The following is a 16,236-nucleotide window of genomic DNA, read 5'->3' on the forward strand; positions in this document are numbered from 1 at the left end:
CGATCTTGTGGATGGCGTGCGCGCAACTCTACGGCGTGAGAAGGGCGCCGTACGGGAAACGTACGGCGCCCGTGTGACGTTCCGGCATTCGTGTGCAGAAACGCTTTATCCGCAAACGCCCGGCCCGGCAGCGCCCGGATCACATTCCGGCGATCAGCTTCTCCACCCTGTCGTCCACCGAACGGAACGGGTCCTTGCACAACACGGTGCGCTGCGCCTGGTCGTTGAGCTTCAGGTGCACCCAGTCCACCGTGAAGTCCCGGCGCTGCTCCTGCGCCCGGCGGATGAAATCGCCGCGCAGCCGGGCCCGAGTGGTCTGCGGGGGAACCGACTTGCCCTCGAAGATCTTCAAGTCGTTGCAGATCCGGGTGGCTTGGCCCTTCTTCTCCAGCAGGTAGTACAGGCCACGACGGCGGTGGATGTCGTGGTAAGCGAGGTCTATCTGGGCGACCCGCGGATGCGACATCGTCATGTTGTGCTTGGCCCGGTACCGCTCGATGAGCTTGTACTTCATCACCCAGTCGATCTCGGTGCCGATGCGGTCGAGGTCCTCGGTCTCGATCGCGTCCAGCGTGCGGCCCCACAGCTCCAGGACCTGCTCGACCGTGCCGCTGCGGATGCCGCGGCGCTCGCAGAAGTCCACGGCCTTCTCGTAGTACTCCCGCTGCACCTCCAGCGCGGAGGCCTCGCGGCCGCTGGCCAGGCGCACCTTGCGGCGGCCGGTGATGTCGTGGCTGACCTCGCGGATCGCCCGGATCGGGTTCTCCAGGGTGAGGTCGCGCATCACGGTGCCCGCCTCGATCATGCGCAGTACCAGGTCGGTGGCGCCGACCTTGAGCAGCATGGTCGTCTCGGACATGTTCGAGTCGCCCACGATGACGTGCAGCCGGCGGTAGCGCTCGGCGTCCGCGTGCGGTTCGTCACGTGTGTTGATGATGGGCCGGGAGCGGGTCGTCGCCGAGGAGACGCCCTCCCAGATGTGCTCCGCCCGCTGGCTGACGCAGTAGACGGCACCGCGCGGCGTCTGCAGGACCTTGCCCGCACCGCACAGCAGCTGCCTCGTCACCAGGAACGGGATGAGGATGTCCGCGAGCCGGGAGAACTCCCCGTGCCGGGCCACCAGATAGTTCTCGTGGCAACCGTAGGAGTTGCCCGCCGAGTCGGTGTTGTTCTTGAAGAGGTAGACGTCGCCCGCGATTCCCTCCTCGTGCAGGCGTCGTTCCGCGTCCACCAGGAGTCCTTCGAGAATGCGCTCGCCGGCCTTGTCGTGGGTGACCAGTTCGGTCACATTGTCACATTCGGGTGTCGCGTATTCCGGATGTGATCCCACGTCGAGATAGAGCCGGGCGCCGTTACGCAGAAAGACATTACTGCTGCGGCCCCATGACACGACACGGCGGAAGAGGTACCGCGCCACCTCGTCAGGCGACAGGCGGCGCTGTCCCCTGAACGTGCACGTGACGCCGTACTCGTTCTCCAGCCCGAAAATGCGGCGGTCCATGAGTGAACATTACGCCCGATCCCCCGAGCTGAAACGGGGTTCGGCAGCACGATTTGGATCATTTTCCGATGAAGCCGCAACGACCGCGCTCCCGGCGGGAGCTGCGAGGACCCGCCCCGTGGCCAGCAGGACCAGCAGCGACACCGCCCCCGCGGCGCCCGGCACGGCGAATCCCCACAGCGCGCCGCCCGCCTGGACGACCGGACCGGCCAGGCCCGTTCCCACGGACGCGCCCACTGTGAACGTCGTCACAAGCCAGGAGAAGGCCTCGGTCACCGTACCGCTCGGCGCGTGCCGGTCGACGATGATGAACGCGCAGGCGATGCACGGCGCGAGAAACACCCCGGAGACCACCGTGAGCAGCACCATCGCCACCGCGCCCGGCATCAGCATCAGCGGCAGGTAACACACCGCCAGAAGACCGACCAGCACCCTCAGTCGCCGCTCGGGCACACCGCTCCACCGTCGCGCCCCGTACACCGTGCCGCCCACCAGCGCCCCCAGGCCCAGCGCCGCCATCAGCCAGCCGTACACCGCGTCGCCCCCGTGCTCGTCCGCGTACGGCACCGACGCCACGGTGATCGAGCCCAGCGCGATGCCCACGAACAGGAAGGCGCCCAGCAGGACCAGCAGGCCGGGCGAGCGCAGGGCACCCAGCCAGTGCGCCTCGCGGGGCGCCGAGCGCCACGCGCGCGAGGGCGGCGAGACGACCACGGACAGCGCGCCCAGCACGCCGACGGCGTTCAGGACGAGCAGCGCGGCCCGCTCCGACCACAGCGACACGCACAGCGTCACCAGCAGCGGTCCGACCGTGAACATGACCTCCTGGGCCACGGCGTCCATCGCGTACGCCGTGTGCACCTGGTCCTCCCGGCGCAGCACGGAGGGCCACAGGGCACGCAGCCCGCCCTCCAGGGGCGGGGTGAACAGCCCGGCCGCGGCGACGGCGGCACAGGCGAGCGGCAGCGGGCCGGTGCCGGAGAAGGCGAAGACGGTCATGGCCAGGGCCGAGGCGATCACGGCCGGCAGCTGGACGCGCGGCTGTCCGAACAGGTCCACCAGCCGCCCCAGCACCGGCTGACCCACGGCGGTGGCCGTGCCGTAGACGGCCGCCAGCGCCCCGGCGAGGCTGTACGTGCCGCCCTCGGCACGGACGAAGAGCACCAGCGCGATGGCGGCCGTGGCGTTCGGCAGGCGGCCCACCAGCGTGCCGGTCAGCAGCCGGACCGCGTGCCTCGCCCTGAGGATTTCCAGGTATCCCGCGGCCATCCGCTGCCTCCAGGTTTTACGTATAACGTCGACGCCCATACGTACCATGTGCGCTGTCACGCGTCCAGACGAAGGACCGGCGCAGACCCAGCCCTAAGGAGCGCACCCACGGTGGCACGCAGCAGCACGCGCCCCACGAGCCGGGACGTCGCCCAGGCCGCCGGCGTCTCGCAGGCGGCCGTCTCACTCGTCCTCGGCGACAAGTGGCGCGGCCGGGTCTCGCAGACCACCGCGGAACGAGTACGCCAGGCCGCCCAGGACCTCGGCTACCGCCCCAACCTCGCCGCCCGCAATCTGCGCCTCGGCCGCACCCGCACCGTCCTGCTGGTCGTACCGGCCCTGACCACCGAGTTCTTCGCCGGCGTCTACACCGGCGCCGCCCGCGTCGCCGCCCAGCACGGCTTCGGAGTCGTCCTGTACCCCTCCCCCGAAGGCATCGGCCCCGCCCGCAATCCCTTCGCCTCCGCCCAGGCCGCCCTCGACGGCGTCATCGCCTCCTCCATGGCCGCCGACGCCCTCACCGCCATCCGCGGCGACCAGCTGCCCCTCGTCATGCTCGACAGCGACCCCGGGGGCAGCCTGGGAGCCGCCACCGTCAACCTCGACATCACCGACGGCGTACGACAGGTCGTCGAACATCTCCTGGGACTGGGCCACCGGCACTTCCTGCACCTCGCCGCGGACGTGGCCTCCTGGACATTCGAGGTACGCGCGCGCGAGCTGGCGGCGCGGGTGGGCACCGTCGCGGGCACCGAGGTACGTACGATTCACGCCCCCATCTCCATCGAAGGCGCCCTGACCGCCACCGAAGCCGCCCTGTCCGGCCCCGCCCCTCGCCCGACCGCCCTCGTCTGCGACGACGACAAACTCGCCGCGGGCGCCTACAAGGCCCTGCGCCGCCTCGGCCTGCGCGTACCCGACGACATCTCCGTCACCGGCCTCGACGACCTCGCCCTCGCCACCGCCATCGACCCCGAGCTGACGACCGTACGGCTGGACGCGGAACTGTTCGGGGAGCGGGGCATGCGGGCCCTCCTCGCGGTCCTGGAGGGCCGGGAGCCCGAGGGTGGCGACATCCCGGTGCAACTGGTGGTACGGGGCTCCACGGCGCCACCACGCAGCACCTCCTGACACGCCTGTGCCCCGGCCGTTGCGTCGGCCGGGGCACATCAGGAGCGGGACGGGCTATGTCTCGTCGGGTTCCTCGGCGCTCTCCGCCTCCGTGCTCGCACCGTTCACCTCCAGCAGACGGGCGAGCTGGCGGCCGACGATGCGCTTGAACTTGCGCTTCTGCGGACGCGTACGGTCCAGCACCGCCACCTCCAGCCGCTCGGCGGGGATCTCCCGCTCGCTGCCGTTGGTGTCACGGGACAGGGCCTGCACGGCCAGTTTCAGCGCCTCCGCGAGCGACATGCCGTCGCGGTGGCGCTGGTCCAGGAAGCTGCTGATCTGCTCGGCGTTGCCACCCACCGCGACCGAGCCGTGCTCGTCCACGATCGAGCCGTCGTGCGGAAGGCGGTAGATCTGGTCGCCCTCCGGGGTCTCCCCCACCTCGGCGACCACCAGCTCCACCTCGTACGGCTTCTCGGCCGCGCTGGAGAAGATCGTGCCCAGCGTCTGGGCGTAGACGTTGGCCAGACCCCTGGCCGTCACGTCGTCCCGGTCGTAGGTGTAACCGCGCAGGTCGGCGTAGCGCACGCCGCCGATCCGCAGGTTCTCGTACTCGTTGTACTTGCCGGCGGCCGCGAAGCCGATCCGGTCGTAGATCTCGCTGAACTTGTGCAGCGCGCGGGACGGGTTCTCACCGACGAACACGATGCCGTCGGCGTACTGGAGCACCACGAGGCTGCGGCCACGGGCGATGCCCTTGCGGGCGTACTCCGCCCGGTCGGCCATGGCCTGCTGGGGTGAGACATAGAACGGCGTCGACACCGGTTATCCGTCCCTTTCTGTGGAAGTCACTGGATCACCTGGGCAAGGAGGGCCGGGGCCTACAGCAGCGCGGCCCGCGGGCCGTCGGGCTGCTCCAGCCGCCGCTCCAGGATCGCGCGGGCGATCTCGGAGGACTCGTTCTCGGTGAGCCGGCGGAAGCCGTCCTCGGTGATCACGGTGACGATGGGGTAGATCCGGCGGGCGACATCGGGACCACCGGTCGCCGAGTCGTCGTCTGCCGCGTCGTAGAGGGCCTGCACCACGAGGGTCGTGGCCTGTTCCTCGGTCAGATCCTCGCGGAACAGCTTCTTCATGGCACCGCGCGCGAAGATCGAGCCGGAGCCGGTGGCGGCGTAGTTGTGCTCCTCGGAACGGCCGCCCGTGACGTCGTAGGAGAAGATACGGCCCCTGTCGCGGTCCACGTCGTAACCGGCGAAGAGCGGCACCACGGCCAGGCCCTGCATGGCCATGCCGAGATTGGAACGGATCATGGTCGACAGGCGATTGGCCTTGCCCTCAAGGGACAGCTGAGCGCCCTCGACCTTCTCGAAGTGCTCCAGCTCCAGCTGGAAGAGCTTGACCATCTCCACGGCGAGACCGGCGGTGCCGGCGATACCGACGGCCGAGTACTCGTCCGCCGGGAACACCTTCTCGATGTCCCGCTGCGCGATCACATTGCCCATGGTGGCCCGGCGGTCACCGGCGAGCACGACACCGCCCGGGAAGGTCACGGCCACGATGGTGGTGCCGTGCGGCGCCTCGATCACACCCTGGGTCGGGGGGAGCTGACGGTTGCCGGGCAGCAGCTCGGGCTGGTGCTCGGAGAGGAAGTCCATGAAAGAAGAGGATCCTGGCGTCAGGAAGGCAGCTGGTAGACGCCCGGTGCTACGAGTGTTGGCTTCCACGCGTTTCCTTCCACGTATGCAGCAGCCCGCCTTATGGCCTCGGGCTGATCCTTGAACTGCCCCAGTGCGGCGTTGCAGCTGAAGCACAGTACGCCACGGACCCTACCCGTCTCATGGCAGTGATCCACATGTGCGGGCGGAGCCGCAAGACATATGCAGCAGACGCCCCCTTGGGCGGCGATCAACTCGTCGCGCTCGACTTCCGTTATGCCGTACTGCCGCTCCAGGTGTCCCGCTCGCCCCTCGACTGCCCGGCATGCCTTGCAACGCGTCGAAAGCCCCTCGGGCGCCGTTGCATTGCGGTGCCATTGGCTCCACGGTTTTATCTCGCCGCATTTCAGGCACAGCTTGTGCCCCTCGGGCACGTCCGCCCTGGGGCGGACCTTCCGCCCCAGACTCTCCTGCCGCTTGCGGTGATAGTCCGACGCGCACTCTCGACAGTGCCGTTGCAGACCGTCCAGGTGAGACCGCCTGCGAGCGAAGGCTGCGTGCGGCTTGTCCTCGCCACACCGCACGCAACGCTTCCACCCCTCTTGATTTGCCAACTCTTGCGCCCCGCTGCCTTCAATTCGAAGGTTACTCGCCACCTTTTTGAACGAAGCTTCGAACGAAATCCTCTGCGTTCTCCTCCAGGACATCGTCAATCTCGTCCAGGACGGAGTCCACGTCATCGCTCAGCTTCTCGTGCCGCTCCTTGAGGTCCTCGGAGCCCTGCGCTTCCTGCGTCTGCTCCTCGACCTCCTCGGTGGAGCGCGTCGCCTTCTGCTGGCCGCCGCCGGTGTCCTTGGTCGCCATAACCCTCACCCCGCTCAGTTCGCCCGACATGGTCGACAGGTCGGCAATCCTGCCGATCGGTGATGATCAGACCCTACAAGCCGGGTCCGACATCGGCCCCGCAGTTTCTCCAACGTACGGGGGCCACCTCGATGATTCCCTGGCGCCGGGGTTTCCACCCTGAACGCCCGGGGCGGTTCGAGTACCCGGTCAGGCCCGCTCAGCCGCCTGAGAGGACCCTGACCAGGTCTTCTGCCGTGCGGCAGCGGTCCAGGAGCTCCTTGACGTGATTTCGCGTTCCGCGAAGCGGTTCCAGGGTTGGGACGCGCTGGAGGGAGTCGCGGCCGGGCAGGTCGAAGATCACCGAGTCCCAGGAGGCCGCGGCGACGTCGTCGGCGTACTGCTCCAGGCAGCGCCCGCGGAAGTATGCGCGGGTGTCCTCCGGCGGCTTCGTGCGGGCCCGCTCCACCTCGGTCTCGTCCAGGAGCCGCTTGATGCGCCCGCGGGCCACCAGACGGTTGTACAGGCCCTTCTCGGGGCGTACGTCGGCGTACTGGAGGTCGACCAGGTGCAGCCGGGCGGCGTCCCAGTCGAGGCTGTCGCGGCGGCGGTAGCCCTCCATGAGCTCCCGTTTGGCCACCCAGTCGAGTTCCCCGGCGAGGCTCATGGGGTCGTTCTCGAGCCGGTTGAGGGTGTCCTCCCAGCGGGACAGGATGTCCTTGGTCTGCTCGTCGGCGTCGGCGCCGAAGCGCTCCTCGACGTACTTGCGGGAGAGCTCGAAGTACTCCATCTGCAGTTGGACGGCGGTGAGTGTGCGGCCGCTGCGGAGCGTGACCAGGCGCTTCAGCGACGGGTCGTGAGAGACCTGGTGGAGGGTGCGTACCGGCTGGTCGACCGCCAGGTCCACCGCGATGAAGCCGTCCTCGATCATGGACAGGACCAGGGCGGTCGTGCCCAGCTTGAGGTAGGTCGAGATCTCCGAGAGGTTCGCGTCGCCGATGATCACGTGCAGGCGGCGGTACTTCTCGGCGTCCGCGTGCGGCTCGTCGCGCGTGTTGATGATCGGGCGCTTGAGGGTCGTCTCCAGGCCGACCTCGACCTCGAAGTAGTCCGCGCGCTGGCTGAGCTGGAAGCCGTGTTCGTGGCCGTCCTGGCCGATGCCGACGCGACCGGCGCCGGCGAAGACCTGGCGGGAGACGAAGAAGGGCGTGAGGTGGCGCACGATGTCCGAGAAGGGGGTTTCCCGCTTCATCAGGTAGTTCTCGTGCGTGCCGTAGGAGGCCCCCTTGTTGTCGGTGTTGTTCTTGTAGAGGTGGATCGGCTGTGCTCCGGGGAGCTGGGCGGCGCGTTCCGCGGCCTCGGCCATGATCCGTTCGCCGGCCTTGTCCCAGAGGACGGCGTCGCGGGGGTTGGTGACCTCGGGTGCGCTGTACTCGGGGTGTGCGTGGTCCACGTAGAGGCGGGCGCCGTTGGTGAGGATCACGTTGGCGAGCCCGATGTCCTCGTCGGTGAGCTGGCTGGAGTCGGCGGCCTCGCGGGCGAGGTCGAAGCCTCGCGCGTCGCGCAGCGGGTTCTCCTCCTCGAAGTCCCAGCGGGCCCGGCGGGCCCGGTGCATCGCCGCGGCGTAGGCGTTGACGATCTGGGACGAGGTGAGCATGGCATTGGCATTGGGGTGGCCGGGGACGGAGATGCCGTACTCCGTCTCGATGCCCATTACTCGCCGTACGGTCATGCGGCCCTCCTTGCCCGGCGGCGCCCTCGGTCGTGGACGCCGCTCAAGTACCGCTGGTGCTCCGGTGCGTGTGCGGTGCCCGTCCCCGCACTGTGCGACTCGGCGGTAGGAAAGAGCCTAGAACGCCTTTGCGCTGGTGGGGAGATCATTTGCGTCATTGCCTGCTCCAGCCGTGACCCGAAAAACAGTCGGCTGCGGGTACCCGTGGAGGGCACCCGCAGCCGCCCTGCCTTTACAGGTACTGACCGGTGTTCGCCACCGTGTCGATGGAGCGCCCGGTGTCCGCGCCCTGCTTTCCGGTGATGAGGGTGCGGATGTAGACGATCCTTTCGCCCTTCTTTCCGGAGATGCGGGCCCAGTCGTCGGGGTTGGTGGTGTTCGGGAGGTCCTCGTTCTCCTTGAACTCGTCCACGCAGGCCTGGAGGAGGTGGGAGACGCGGAGTCCCTTCTGGTTGTGTTCCAGGAATTCCTTGATCGCCATTTTCTTGGCGCGTCCGACGATGTTCTCGATCATGGCGCCGGAGTTGAAGTCCTTGAAGTAGAGGACTTCCTTGTCGCCGTTGGCGTAGGTGACCTCCAGGAAGCGGTTCTCCTCGGATTCGGCGTACATGTGCTCGACCGCGGTCTGGATCATGCTCTGGACCGTGGTGGCCTTGTCGCCGCCGTGTTCCGCGAGGTCGTCCGCGTGGAGCGGGAGACGCTCGGTGAGGTACTTGCCGAAGATGTCCTTGGCCGCTTCGGCGTCCGGACGCTCGATTTTGATCTTCACATCAAGCCGGCCGGGGCGCAGGATGGCGGGGTCGATCATGTCCTCGCGGTTGGAGGCGCCGATCACGACCACGTTCTGCAGGCCTTCCACGCCGTCGATCTCGGCGAGCAGCTGCGGGACGATGGTGTTCTCCACGTCCGAGCTGACGCCGGAGCCACGGGTGCGGAAGAGGGATTCCATCTCGTCGAAGAAGACGATGACGGGGGTGCCCTCACTGGCCTTCTCCCGGGCCCGCTGGAAGACGAGGCGGATCTGCCGCTCGGTCTCGCCGACGTATTTGTTCAGGAGCTCGGGGCCCTTGATGTTGAGGAAGAAGCTCTTGCCGGCGGCCTGGCCGGTGACCTCGGCGACCTTCTTGGCCAGCGAGTTGGCGACGGCCTTGGCGATGAGCGTCTTGCCGCATCCGGGGGGCCCGTAGAGCAGCACACCCTTGGGCGGGCGCAGTTCGTGCTCCTTGAACAGGTCCGGGTAGAGGTATGGCAGCTCGACCGCGTCGCGGATGGCCTCGATCTGGCCGCCGAGGCCGCCGATCTGCTCGTAGCCGATGTCGGGGACCTCTTCGAGGACGAGTTCCTCGACCTCGCTCTTGGGGACGATCTCGTAGACGTAGCCGGAGCGGGGTTCGAGCAGCAGGGCGTCGCCGGGGCGGATGGTGACGTCCAGCAGCGGCTCGGCGAGCCGTACCACCCGTTCCTCGTCGGTGTGCCCGAGCACCAGGGCGCGCTCGCCGTCCTCGAGGATCTCCTTGAGGGTGACGATGTCCCCGACGCGCTCGAACTCCATGGCTTCGACCACGTTGAGCGCTTCGTTGAGCATTACTTCCTGGCCGCGCCTGAGGTCGTCGACTTCGACGCTCGGGCTCACGTTCACCCGGAGCTTGCGGCCCCCGGTGAAGATGTCGGCGGTGCCGTCCTCGTTCGCCTCCAGGAAGACACCGAAGCCGGCCGGCGGCTGGGCGAGCCGGTCGACCTCCTCCTTGAGGGCCACGATCTGGTCGCGGGCCTCACGGAGCGTGTTGGCGAGTCGCTCGTTCTGGGCGGACACGCCGGCCAGGTTGGTCTGCAGCTCGACGATCCGCTCTTCGAGAATTCTCGTGTGCCGCGGAGAGTCGGCGAGCTTGCGTCGCAGGACGGCGATCTCCTGCTCAAGGTAGGCGATCTGCCCGGCGGGGTCGTCGGACCCTCGTCCCGGGCGGATGCCGCGGTTCATGTCGTCGTCGTGGGCTGCCACGGTCCTCACCTCCTCCAAGGGGAGCTGGACGCTTCCAGACCCTACCTGGGCGGGTGTCGATTGAAACCCCTAGATCACAAAGTCTGTCAAGGAGTGTCCGATCTTCACCCTTGCGCTCTCCCTCGCACCAGGGGGATACCCACCGAACACGCCTGGGAAGCCGCCGGAGGTAGGGTCGAGGCGTTCAACACCCGTCAGAGCTGGCCGGATTCCCGTCGGCTCGGCGTCCAAACGGCAGGAGAGATGACCGTGCAGCAGGAGACCCGAAGCGGCGGCGAGGCGCTGGAGGTCTGGATCGACCAGGATCTGTGTACGGGCGATGGGATCTGCGCCCAGTACGCGCCGGAGGTGTTCGAGCTGGACATCGACGGCCTGGCTTACGTGAAGGGCCCGGACGAGGAGCTGCTGCAGGCCAGGGGGGCCGCAACGCCCGTACCGCTGCCGCTTGTCACGGATGTGGTGGACTCGGCGAAGGAGTGTCCGGGCGAGTGCATCCATGTGCGCCGGGTTTTGGACAAAGTGGAGGTCTACGGTCCCGACGCGGAGTGACGTGGCGGGCACTTGCCGTGAGCATTGTCTGATTTCTCATACGGCTGCCGTGCCGGATCGCCCGTGGGGTGCCGGTTTCAGACGCTGTGGGCTTCGGCGGGGGTGGAGCGGATGAACGCGTCGCCCTTCCACTGCCACTTGGTGGGTGTCTTCAGGTCGGGGCAGCAACTCGGTACGTCCTCCGTGGAGTAGCCGAGGAGGGTTGCGGTGACGGCTCCGGCGCGGACGGTGAAGTCGGTGACGGTGAGCCGGTCCTTGGGGTCGACGAGGGTGGCGACGACGCGGGGCTTCTTGGTGCCGGCGGAGTGGGTGAGGACGTAGACGCCGTCGGGCGGGGTGCCCATGGCGGAGTCGCAGTGGACGACGGCGACGGTCTCGGGTCTGCCGTCGCCGTCCAGGTCGCCGGTCGCCTTCTTGGCCACGATGGTCTTCACCTGGCCGCAGTCCAGGGGGAAGGTGACGCCTGTGGTGGTGGGCGGTGCGGCGACCGCGGGGGCCGATGTGGCCTCGGTGCCGGTGGCGGGCTGGGCGGCCGTGGCGGAGCCGGGCTGGAGGATCGAGGAGAGGGCCACGACACCGGCGACGGCCGTGGCGGTGGCGACCCAGTGGATCGGGCGGGTGTGGGTGTGAGCGAGTTCCGGGACGGCGGATTGCTGCACTAGGAGCGTCTCCTGGGAGGGCTGTGCCGGTGGGGTGGCCAGCATGGTGCCACACGTCACAGTGCGGGGGAACGGCGGGGTCAGGGGATTTCGAGGCCTGGGGACGCTCGATTCCTGGTGCTCCGTCAACGAGTGGGCGCCGTGGCGAAGTTCCGGGCCGTGCCCGGGAACTTCGCCACGGCGCCTGTGCGTTGGTGCAGCAAGGGCGGAAAAGCCGCGACGGGGGCGGCAATGCCGCAAAGGGGACGGCTGTCTGCCCTAGCGGCCGGCGCCACCGTCGGCGTTGGGGCCGGCGTAGTCCTCGCCGTAGGCGCCCTTGGCAGGGCGGCGGCGGCGCATGGGGGGCTCGACTCCGTCGGCGAGGCGGCGGGCGGTGAGGAGGAAGCCGGTGTGGCCGATCATGCGGTGGTCGGGGCGGACGGCGAGGCCCTCGATGTGCCAGTTGCGGATCATGGTCTCCCAGGAGGTCGGCTCGTTGAAGCAGCCGATCTCACGGATGGACTCCACGGTCCGGGCGAGCTGGGTGGTGGTGGCCACGTAGCAGCACAGGATGCCGCCGGGCACCAGGGCCTTGGAGACGGCCTCCAGGCACTCCCAGGGGGCGAGCATGTCGAGGATGACGCGGTCGACGTCGGTGTCGGACAGGTTGTCCTGCAGGTCGCCGACGGTGAGCCGCCAGGCCGGGTGCGGGCCGCCGAAGTAACGCTCGACGTTCTGCCTGGCGATGTCGGCGAAGTCCTCGCGGCGCTCGTAGCTGTGCAGCATGCCGTGGTCGCCGATGGCGCGCAGCAGGAAGCTGCTGAGCGAGCCGGAGCCGACGCCGGCCTCCACGACGCGGGCGCCGGGGAAGATGTCGGCGAAGGCGAGGATCTGCCCCGCGTCCTTGGGGTAGACGACGGCTGCCCCGCGGGGCATGGACAGGACGTAGTCGGGGAGCAGGGGGCGCAGCGCGAGGTAGGCGACGTTTCCGGTGGTGCGGACAACGCTGCCCTCGGGAGCGCCGATCAGTTCGTCGTGCGGGAAGGAACCCTTGTGGGTGTGGAAGTTCTTCCCGGCCTCGAGCGTGAACGTGTAGTGGCGGCCCTTGGGGTCGGTCAGCTGTACCTGGTCCCCGACCTTGAAGGGCCCGCGCCTGCGGGCGGCACCGGTCGGTTCGGACATGTGACCAGCCTACCGGCGTTTGCGGGGGTCGCCGACCATCCGGGTGGCGGGTCTACGTGGACGGGGTGGGGCGGGCCATGGCCTTGACGAAGGCGCGTTCCACGTCGGCGGCGGAGAGGACGCCGTAGATCTCGCCGGTGTCCTCTACGACCAGGTACTCCGTCGCCGGGGTCGCGCGCAGGGTGTCGAGGAGGTCCTCGCCGGCGAGTTCGGCGGAGACGCGCATGCCGTCGGTGAGTTCCTGGGCGAGGCCGCTGACGGTGACCCAGGGTCGGCGGTGTTCGGGTACGCCGACGATGGCGGCCTCGCGGACGAGGGAGAGGGGGTTGCCCTCGGCGTCGACGACGACGAGGGCGCGGGCGCCGGCGGCGTTGGCGCGGCGCAGGGCCTCGGACAGCGGGGTGTCGGTCTCCACGGGGACGGCGCGGCGGGTGAGGTTGCGTGCGCGTAGTTCGGGGAGGTGTTCGCGCAGCCGGGCCATGCGGAGGCTGTTGCCGGCGCCGGTCCAGATGATCGCGGCGAGGATCGCGGCGAGCAGGGCGTTGGTCACGGTGTCCATGCCGACGTTGTCCTCGGCGGTGGCGCCGAGTGCGCCGGAGTGGGTGAGCAGCGGCAGGCCGATCAGGACGGTGACGGCGAGGGCGCGGCCGACCCAGGCCGCCGCGATCGTGCCGCTCATGGGCCTGCCGGTGATCTTCCAGACGACGGCGCGGAGCATGCGGCCGCCGTCCAGCGGGAGGCCGGGCAGGAGGTTGAAGGCGGCGACGATGAGGTTGGAGACCATCAGGCCGGCGAGCAGGACGCCGGGGACGGTGCCGGGCTTGACGGGCAGCATGGCGAGGTAGAACAGGCCGGCGAGGAGCAGGGAGAGCAGCGGGCCGACGAAGGCCAGCACGAACTCCCGTCCGGGGGTCTCGGCCTCCTTCTCGATTTCGGAGACGCCGCCGAAGAACTGGAGCTGGATGCGGCGGACGGGGAGCTTGAAGCGGAGGGCGGCGACCGTGTGGGCGAGCTCGTGGATCAGCACGGAGGCGTAGAAGGCGACCGCGAAGAAGAGGGAGACGAGGTAGCGGGCCGCGCCGAGCTCGGGCAGTACGCGGTCGAGTTGTCCGCCGAACACCCAGGTGATCAGGGCGGCGACCAGGAACCAGCTGGGCGCGACGTACACCGGCACGCCGAAGGGCCGCCCCATGAGCAGGCCGCCACCCGGTTCGCGGGGGCGCCGGGGCGGGCGGGCCTTGGTGGTGCCGGTGTCGGCGTGGGTGCGGCTGGTGGTGTCGCTCGCGTGCGCCGTGGTGGCCGGGGGCCGGGGCGCGTCCTCGGGCGGGGCCGCGTGGGCGGGTGCTCCGGGCGCGGTTTCCGGGGTCGTACGGTGCTGCGGCGGCGTGGGGGAGGCGGTGCCGTCGGGGGTGGGCTCCGCCTCGGGGCGCCGGGTGGTGCCGTTTCCGCTGCCGGTCGCGGCGCTGGGCGGCGCCGGGTTTGCGGCGGGGGCGGCCGTGTCGGCGGGTTCGTGGTCGTCCCGGGTGCCGGTGGCGGGGCGGGCGGGCGGCTCGTCGCCGGGGTCCGCGGTGGGGGCGGACGGCGGGCCGTCGTTCGCGGCCGACGCGGACTCCTGGCCGTGGGGTTCCGTGTCGCCGTCCTGTGGCCGGGGCTCGGCGGCGGTGGTCGGCTGCTCGGGGCCGGCCGAGGGGGTCGGGGCGTCGTGGGACCGGGGCCCGGGGTGGTCGGCGGCCGGGGCCGTAGGACTCGCGGGGTGCTCGGTCGGCTCGTCGTTGCCGGACCGCGGCTGCCCGCTCGCGCCGCTCACGTCCACGGTGTCCCCTCGTTCGAAGCGTCTTCCGCGCCTGCCGGGTGGCGGGCGGAAGGGTCTCGAGGTCGATGGTATGCGGCCGTCGTCACACGTTCCGCCCCGGCACCCCTCGTGTTCGGCCCGCCGTTGTCCACAGGCGGGGCCCGCGGCTGGGTGACTGTCAGTGGCGGGCCGTATGGTCTGTGGTCATGGACAGCAGCATCGAGGGCACGGCAGAGGCCGGGGGCGGCGCGGGCGCGGAGGGGGATCCGCTGCTCACGGCCCCGGCGGAGGCGGGCACGGCGGACACCGCGGACGCGGTCTCCACGGCGGTGGCCGTGACCGCGCCCGTCGTGACGGGGCCCTCCTCCTTGTCGCCCTCGCGGGCCAGTGACTTCATGCGGTGCCCGCTGCTGTACCGGTTCCGGGTGATCGACCGGTTGCCGGAGAAGCCGAGCGAGGCGGCCACCAGGGGCACGCTGGTGCACGCGGTCCTGGAGCGGCTCTTCGACGCGCCGGCCGCCGAGCGGACCGCGCCCCGGGCCAAGTCGTTGATCCCCGCCCAGTGGGACCGGCTGCGGGAGACCAGGCCGGAGGTCGTGGAGCTGTTCGCCGACGATCCGGAGGGCGAGCGGCTGGCACGCTGGCTGGGCGAGGCGGAGCGGCTGGTGGAGCGCTGGTTCACCCTGGAGGACCCGACGCGCCTGGAGCCGGCCGAGCGTGAGCTGTTCGTGGAGGCCGAGCTGGAGTCGGGGCTGCGGCTGCGCGGGATCATCGACCGGGTGGACGTGGCGCCGACCGGCGAGGTGCGGATCGTCGACTACAAGACCGGCAAGGCACCGAGGCCCGAGTACGCCGAGGGCGCACTGTTCCAGATGAAGTTCTACGCCCTGGTCGTCTGGCGGCTGAAGAACGTGATCCCGCGCCGGCTCCAGCTCGTCTATCTGGGCAGCGGCGAGGTGCTGACGTACGACCCGGTCCTCGCCGACCTGGAGCGCGTCGAGCGCAAGCTGCTCGCGCTGTGGGAGGCGATCCGGCAGGCGACCGAGACCGGTGAGTGGCGGCCGCGTCCGACGAAGCTGTGCGGCTGGTGCGACCACCAGGCGCACTGTCCGGAATTCGGCGGCACTCCCCCGCCGTATCCGCTCCCGGTGAGGGCGGCCGAGTCCGGGGCGGTGCCGCAGGGCAGAATGGGCGCGGACTAGCGAAGGAGACTTACGTGGCCATCCGCGTCCTACTGGTCGACGACCAGCCGCTGCTGCGTACCGGGTTCCGGATGATCCTGGAGGCGGAGCAGGACATTGCGGTCGTGGGTGAGGCCGGAGACGGCCTCCAGGCCCTCGACCAGGTGCGCGCCCTGCAGCCGGATGTGGTGCTGATGGACATCCGCATGCCGCGGATGGACGGGGTGGAGGCGACCCGGCAGATCACCGGTCCCGGGCGGGACGGGCCGGCGAAGGTGCTGGTGCTGACGACGTTCGACCTGGACGAGTACGTGGTGGAGGCGCTGCGGGCCGGGGCGAGCGGCTTCCTGCTCAAGGACGCGCCCGCCAACGAGCTGGTGCAGGCCATCCGGGTCGTCGCGGCCGGGGAGGCGATGCTCGCGCCGAGCATCACGCGCCGGCTGCTGGACAAGTACGCCACGCACCTGCCCTCGGGTGACGAGCCGGTGCCGGACACGCTGCACACCCTGACCGACCGGGAGGTCGAGGTGCTGAAGCTGGTCGCGCGGGGGCTGTCCAACGCCGAGATCGCCGCCGATCTGTTCGTCAGCGAGACCACCGTGAAGACGCATGTGGGCCATGTGCTGACCAAGCTGGGGCTGCGGGACCGGGTGCAGGCGGCGGTGTACGCGTACGAGAGCGGGCTGGTGCGCCCCGGCGCCCAGTAGCGGAGCAGTGCCAACGAGCGCGCAGGGCGCCCCTCTCGGCGGAGAGGGGCGCCCTTCCGTGTCCGTGCGTCGGGC

15 protein-coding genes are annotated in these 16,236 nt (G+C 69.8%); 4 read left to right on the forward strand and 11 right to left on the reverse strand.

Translation table 11 applies throughout. The features are described from left to right. Positions 1-139: 139 nt before the first annotated feature. Together pafA and ACIBBH_RS21735 are read right to left on the reverse strand one after the other, a co-directional pair. Positions 140-1,501 carry a Pup--protein ligase gene (gene pafA / locus ACIBBH_RS21730; RefSeq protein ID WP_399406937.1) on the reverse strand — a complete coding sequence of 454 codons (1,362 nt, stop codon included), beginning with the start codon at positions 1,499-1,501 and terminating at the stop codon, positions 140-142. Between the two features lie 9 nt (positions 1,502-1,510). Further along, positions 1,511-2,770, reverse strand: coding sequence for an MFS transporter (locus ACIBBH_RS21735; protein ID WP_399406939.1), 1,260 nt, complete (start codon positions 2,768-2,770; stop codon positions 1,511-1,513). 111 nt (positions 2,771-2,881) lie between these two features. Here ACIBBH_RS21735 and ACIBBH_RS21740 point away from each other — a divergent pair, with 111 nt between their 5' ends. Next, a complete protein-coding gene (locus tag ACIBBH_RS21740) occupies positions 2,882-3,901 on the forward strand; it encodes a LacI family DNA-binding transcriptional regulator (RefSeq protein WP_399406941.1) in 1,020 nt (339 codons plus the stop codon). Between the two features lie 54 nt (positions 3,902-3,955). Here the strand turns inward: ACIBBH_RS21740 and prcA are convergent, their stop codons facing one another. The 6 genes from prcA to arc all read right to left on the reverse strand — a co-directional run bounded on the left by prcA (position 3,956) and on the right by arc (position 10,112). Next, positions 3,956-4,702 carry a proteasome subunit alpha gene (gene prcA / locus ACIBBH_RS21745; RefSeq protein ID WP_399406943.1) on the reverse strand — a complete coding sequence of 249 codons (747 nt, stop codon included), beginning with the start codon at positions 4,700-4,702 and terminating at the stop codon, positions 3,956-3,958. 59 nt (positions 4,703-4,761) lie between these two features. Beyond that, the gene (gene prcB / locus ACIBBH_RS21750) at positions 4,762-5,607 is read right to left on the reverse strand and encodes a proteasome subunit beta (RefSeq protein WP_399406945.1); all 846 of its coding nucleotides are present in this window, start codon (positions 5,605-5,607) and stop codon (positions 4,762-4,764) included. Further along, positions 5,559-6,152 carry an endonuclease VII domain-containing protein gene (locus tag ACIBBH_RS21755; protein WP_399407250.1) on the reverse strand — a complete coding sequence of 198 codons (594 nt, stop codon included), beginning with the start codon at positions 6,150-6,152 and terminating at the stop codon, positions 5,559-5,561. The genes prcB and ACIBBH_RS21755 overlap by 49 nt, the downstream gene beginning before the upstream one ends. Before the next feature lie 31 nt (positions 6,153-6,183). Further along, positions 6,184-6,402, reverse strand: coding sequence for a ubiquitin-like protein Pup (locus ACIBBH_RS21760; RefSeq protein ID WP_361440735.1), 219 nt, complete (start codon positions 6,400-6,402; stop codon positions 6,184-6,186). 199 nt (positions 6,403-6,601) lie between these two features. Beyond that, entirely contained in the window at positions 6,602-8,113 is a 1,512-nt protein-coding gene (gene dop / locus ACIBBH_RS21765) for a depupylase/deamidase Dop (protein ID WP_399406947.1), read from the reverse strand. 232 nt (positions 8,114-8,345) lie between these two features. Further along, positions 8,346-10,112 (reverse strand): proteasome ATPase, encoded by a 1,767-nt coding sequence (arc, locus tag ACIBBH_RS21770; protein ID WP_399406949.1) that lies wholly within the window; start codon positions 10,110-10,112, stop codon positions 8,346-8,348. Between the two features lie 243 nt (positions 10,113-10,355). Between arc and ACIBBH_RS21775 the strand changes: the two genes are divergently transcribed. Further along, positions 10,356-10,661, forward strand: a complete 306-nt coding sequence (locus ACIBBH_RS21775) for a ferredoxin (RefSeq protein ID WP_399406951.1) — start codon at positions 10,356-10,358, stop codon at positions 10,659-10,661. Positions 10,662-10,738: 77 nt separating this feature from the next. Here the strand turns inward: ACIBBH_RS21775 and ACIBBH_RS21780 are convergent, their stop codons facing one another. The 3 genes from ACIBBH_RS21780 to ACIBBH_RS21790 form a co-directional block, all read right to left on the reverse strand. Further along, entirely contained in the window at positions 10,739-11,320 is a 582-nt protein-coding gene (locus tag ACIBBH_RS21780; protein ID WP_399406953.1) for a hypothetical protein, read from the reverse strand. A 258-nt stretch (positions 11,321-11,578) separates the two neighbouring features. Then, positions 11,579-12,481 (reverse strand): tRNA (adenine-N1)-methyltransferase, encoded by a 903-nt coding sequence (locus ACIBBH_RS21785; RefSeq protein ID WP_399406955.1) that lies wholly within the window; start codon positions 12,479-12,481, stop codon positions 11,579-11,581. Positions 12,482-12,533: 52 nt separating this feature from the next. Beyond that, entirely contained in the window at positions 12,534-14,294 is a 1,761-nt protein-coding gene (locus tag ACIBBH_RS21790) for a site-2 protease family protein (RefSeq protein WP_399406957.1), read from the reverse strand. A gap of 185 nt (positions 14,295-14,479) precedes the next feature. Here ACIBBH_RS21790 and ACIBBH_RS21795 point away from each other — a divergent pair, with 185 nt between their 5' ends. After that, the gene (locus tag ACIBBH_RS21795; protein WP_399406959.1) at positions 14,480-15,475 is read left to right on the forward strand and encodes a RecB family exonuclease; all 996 of its coding nucleotides are present in this window, start codon (positions 14,480-14,482) and stop codon (positions 15,473-15,475) included. Positions 15,476-15,489: 14 nt separating this feature from the next. After that, positions 15,490-16,161, forward strand: coding sequence for a response regulator transcription factor (locus ACIBBH_RS21800; protein WP_020141342.1), 672 nt, complete (start codon positions 15,490-15,492; stop codon positions 16,159-16,161). Positions 16,162-16,236: the final 75 nt, after the last annotated feature.

The sequence above is a fragment of the Streptomyces sp. NPDC051636 genome (genome assembly GCF_044453765.1).
In the GTDB taxonomy this organism is placed as follows: domain Bacteria; phylum Actinomycetota; class Actinomycetes; order Streptomycetales; family Streptomycetaceae; genus Streptomyces.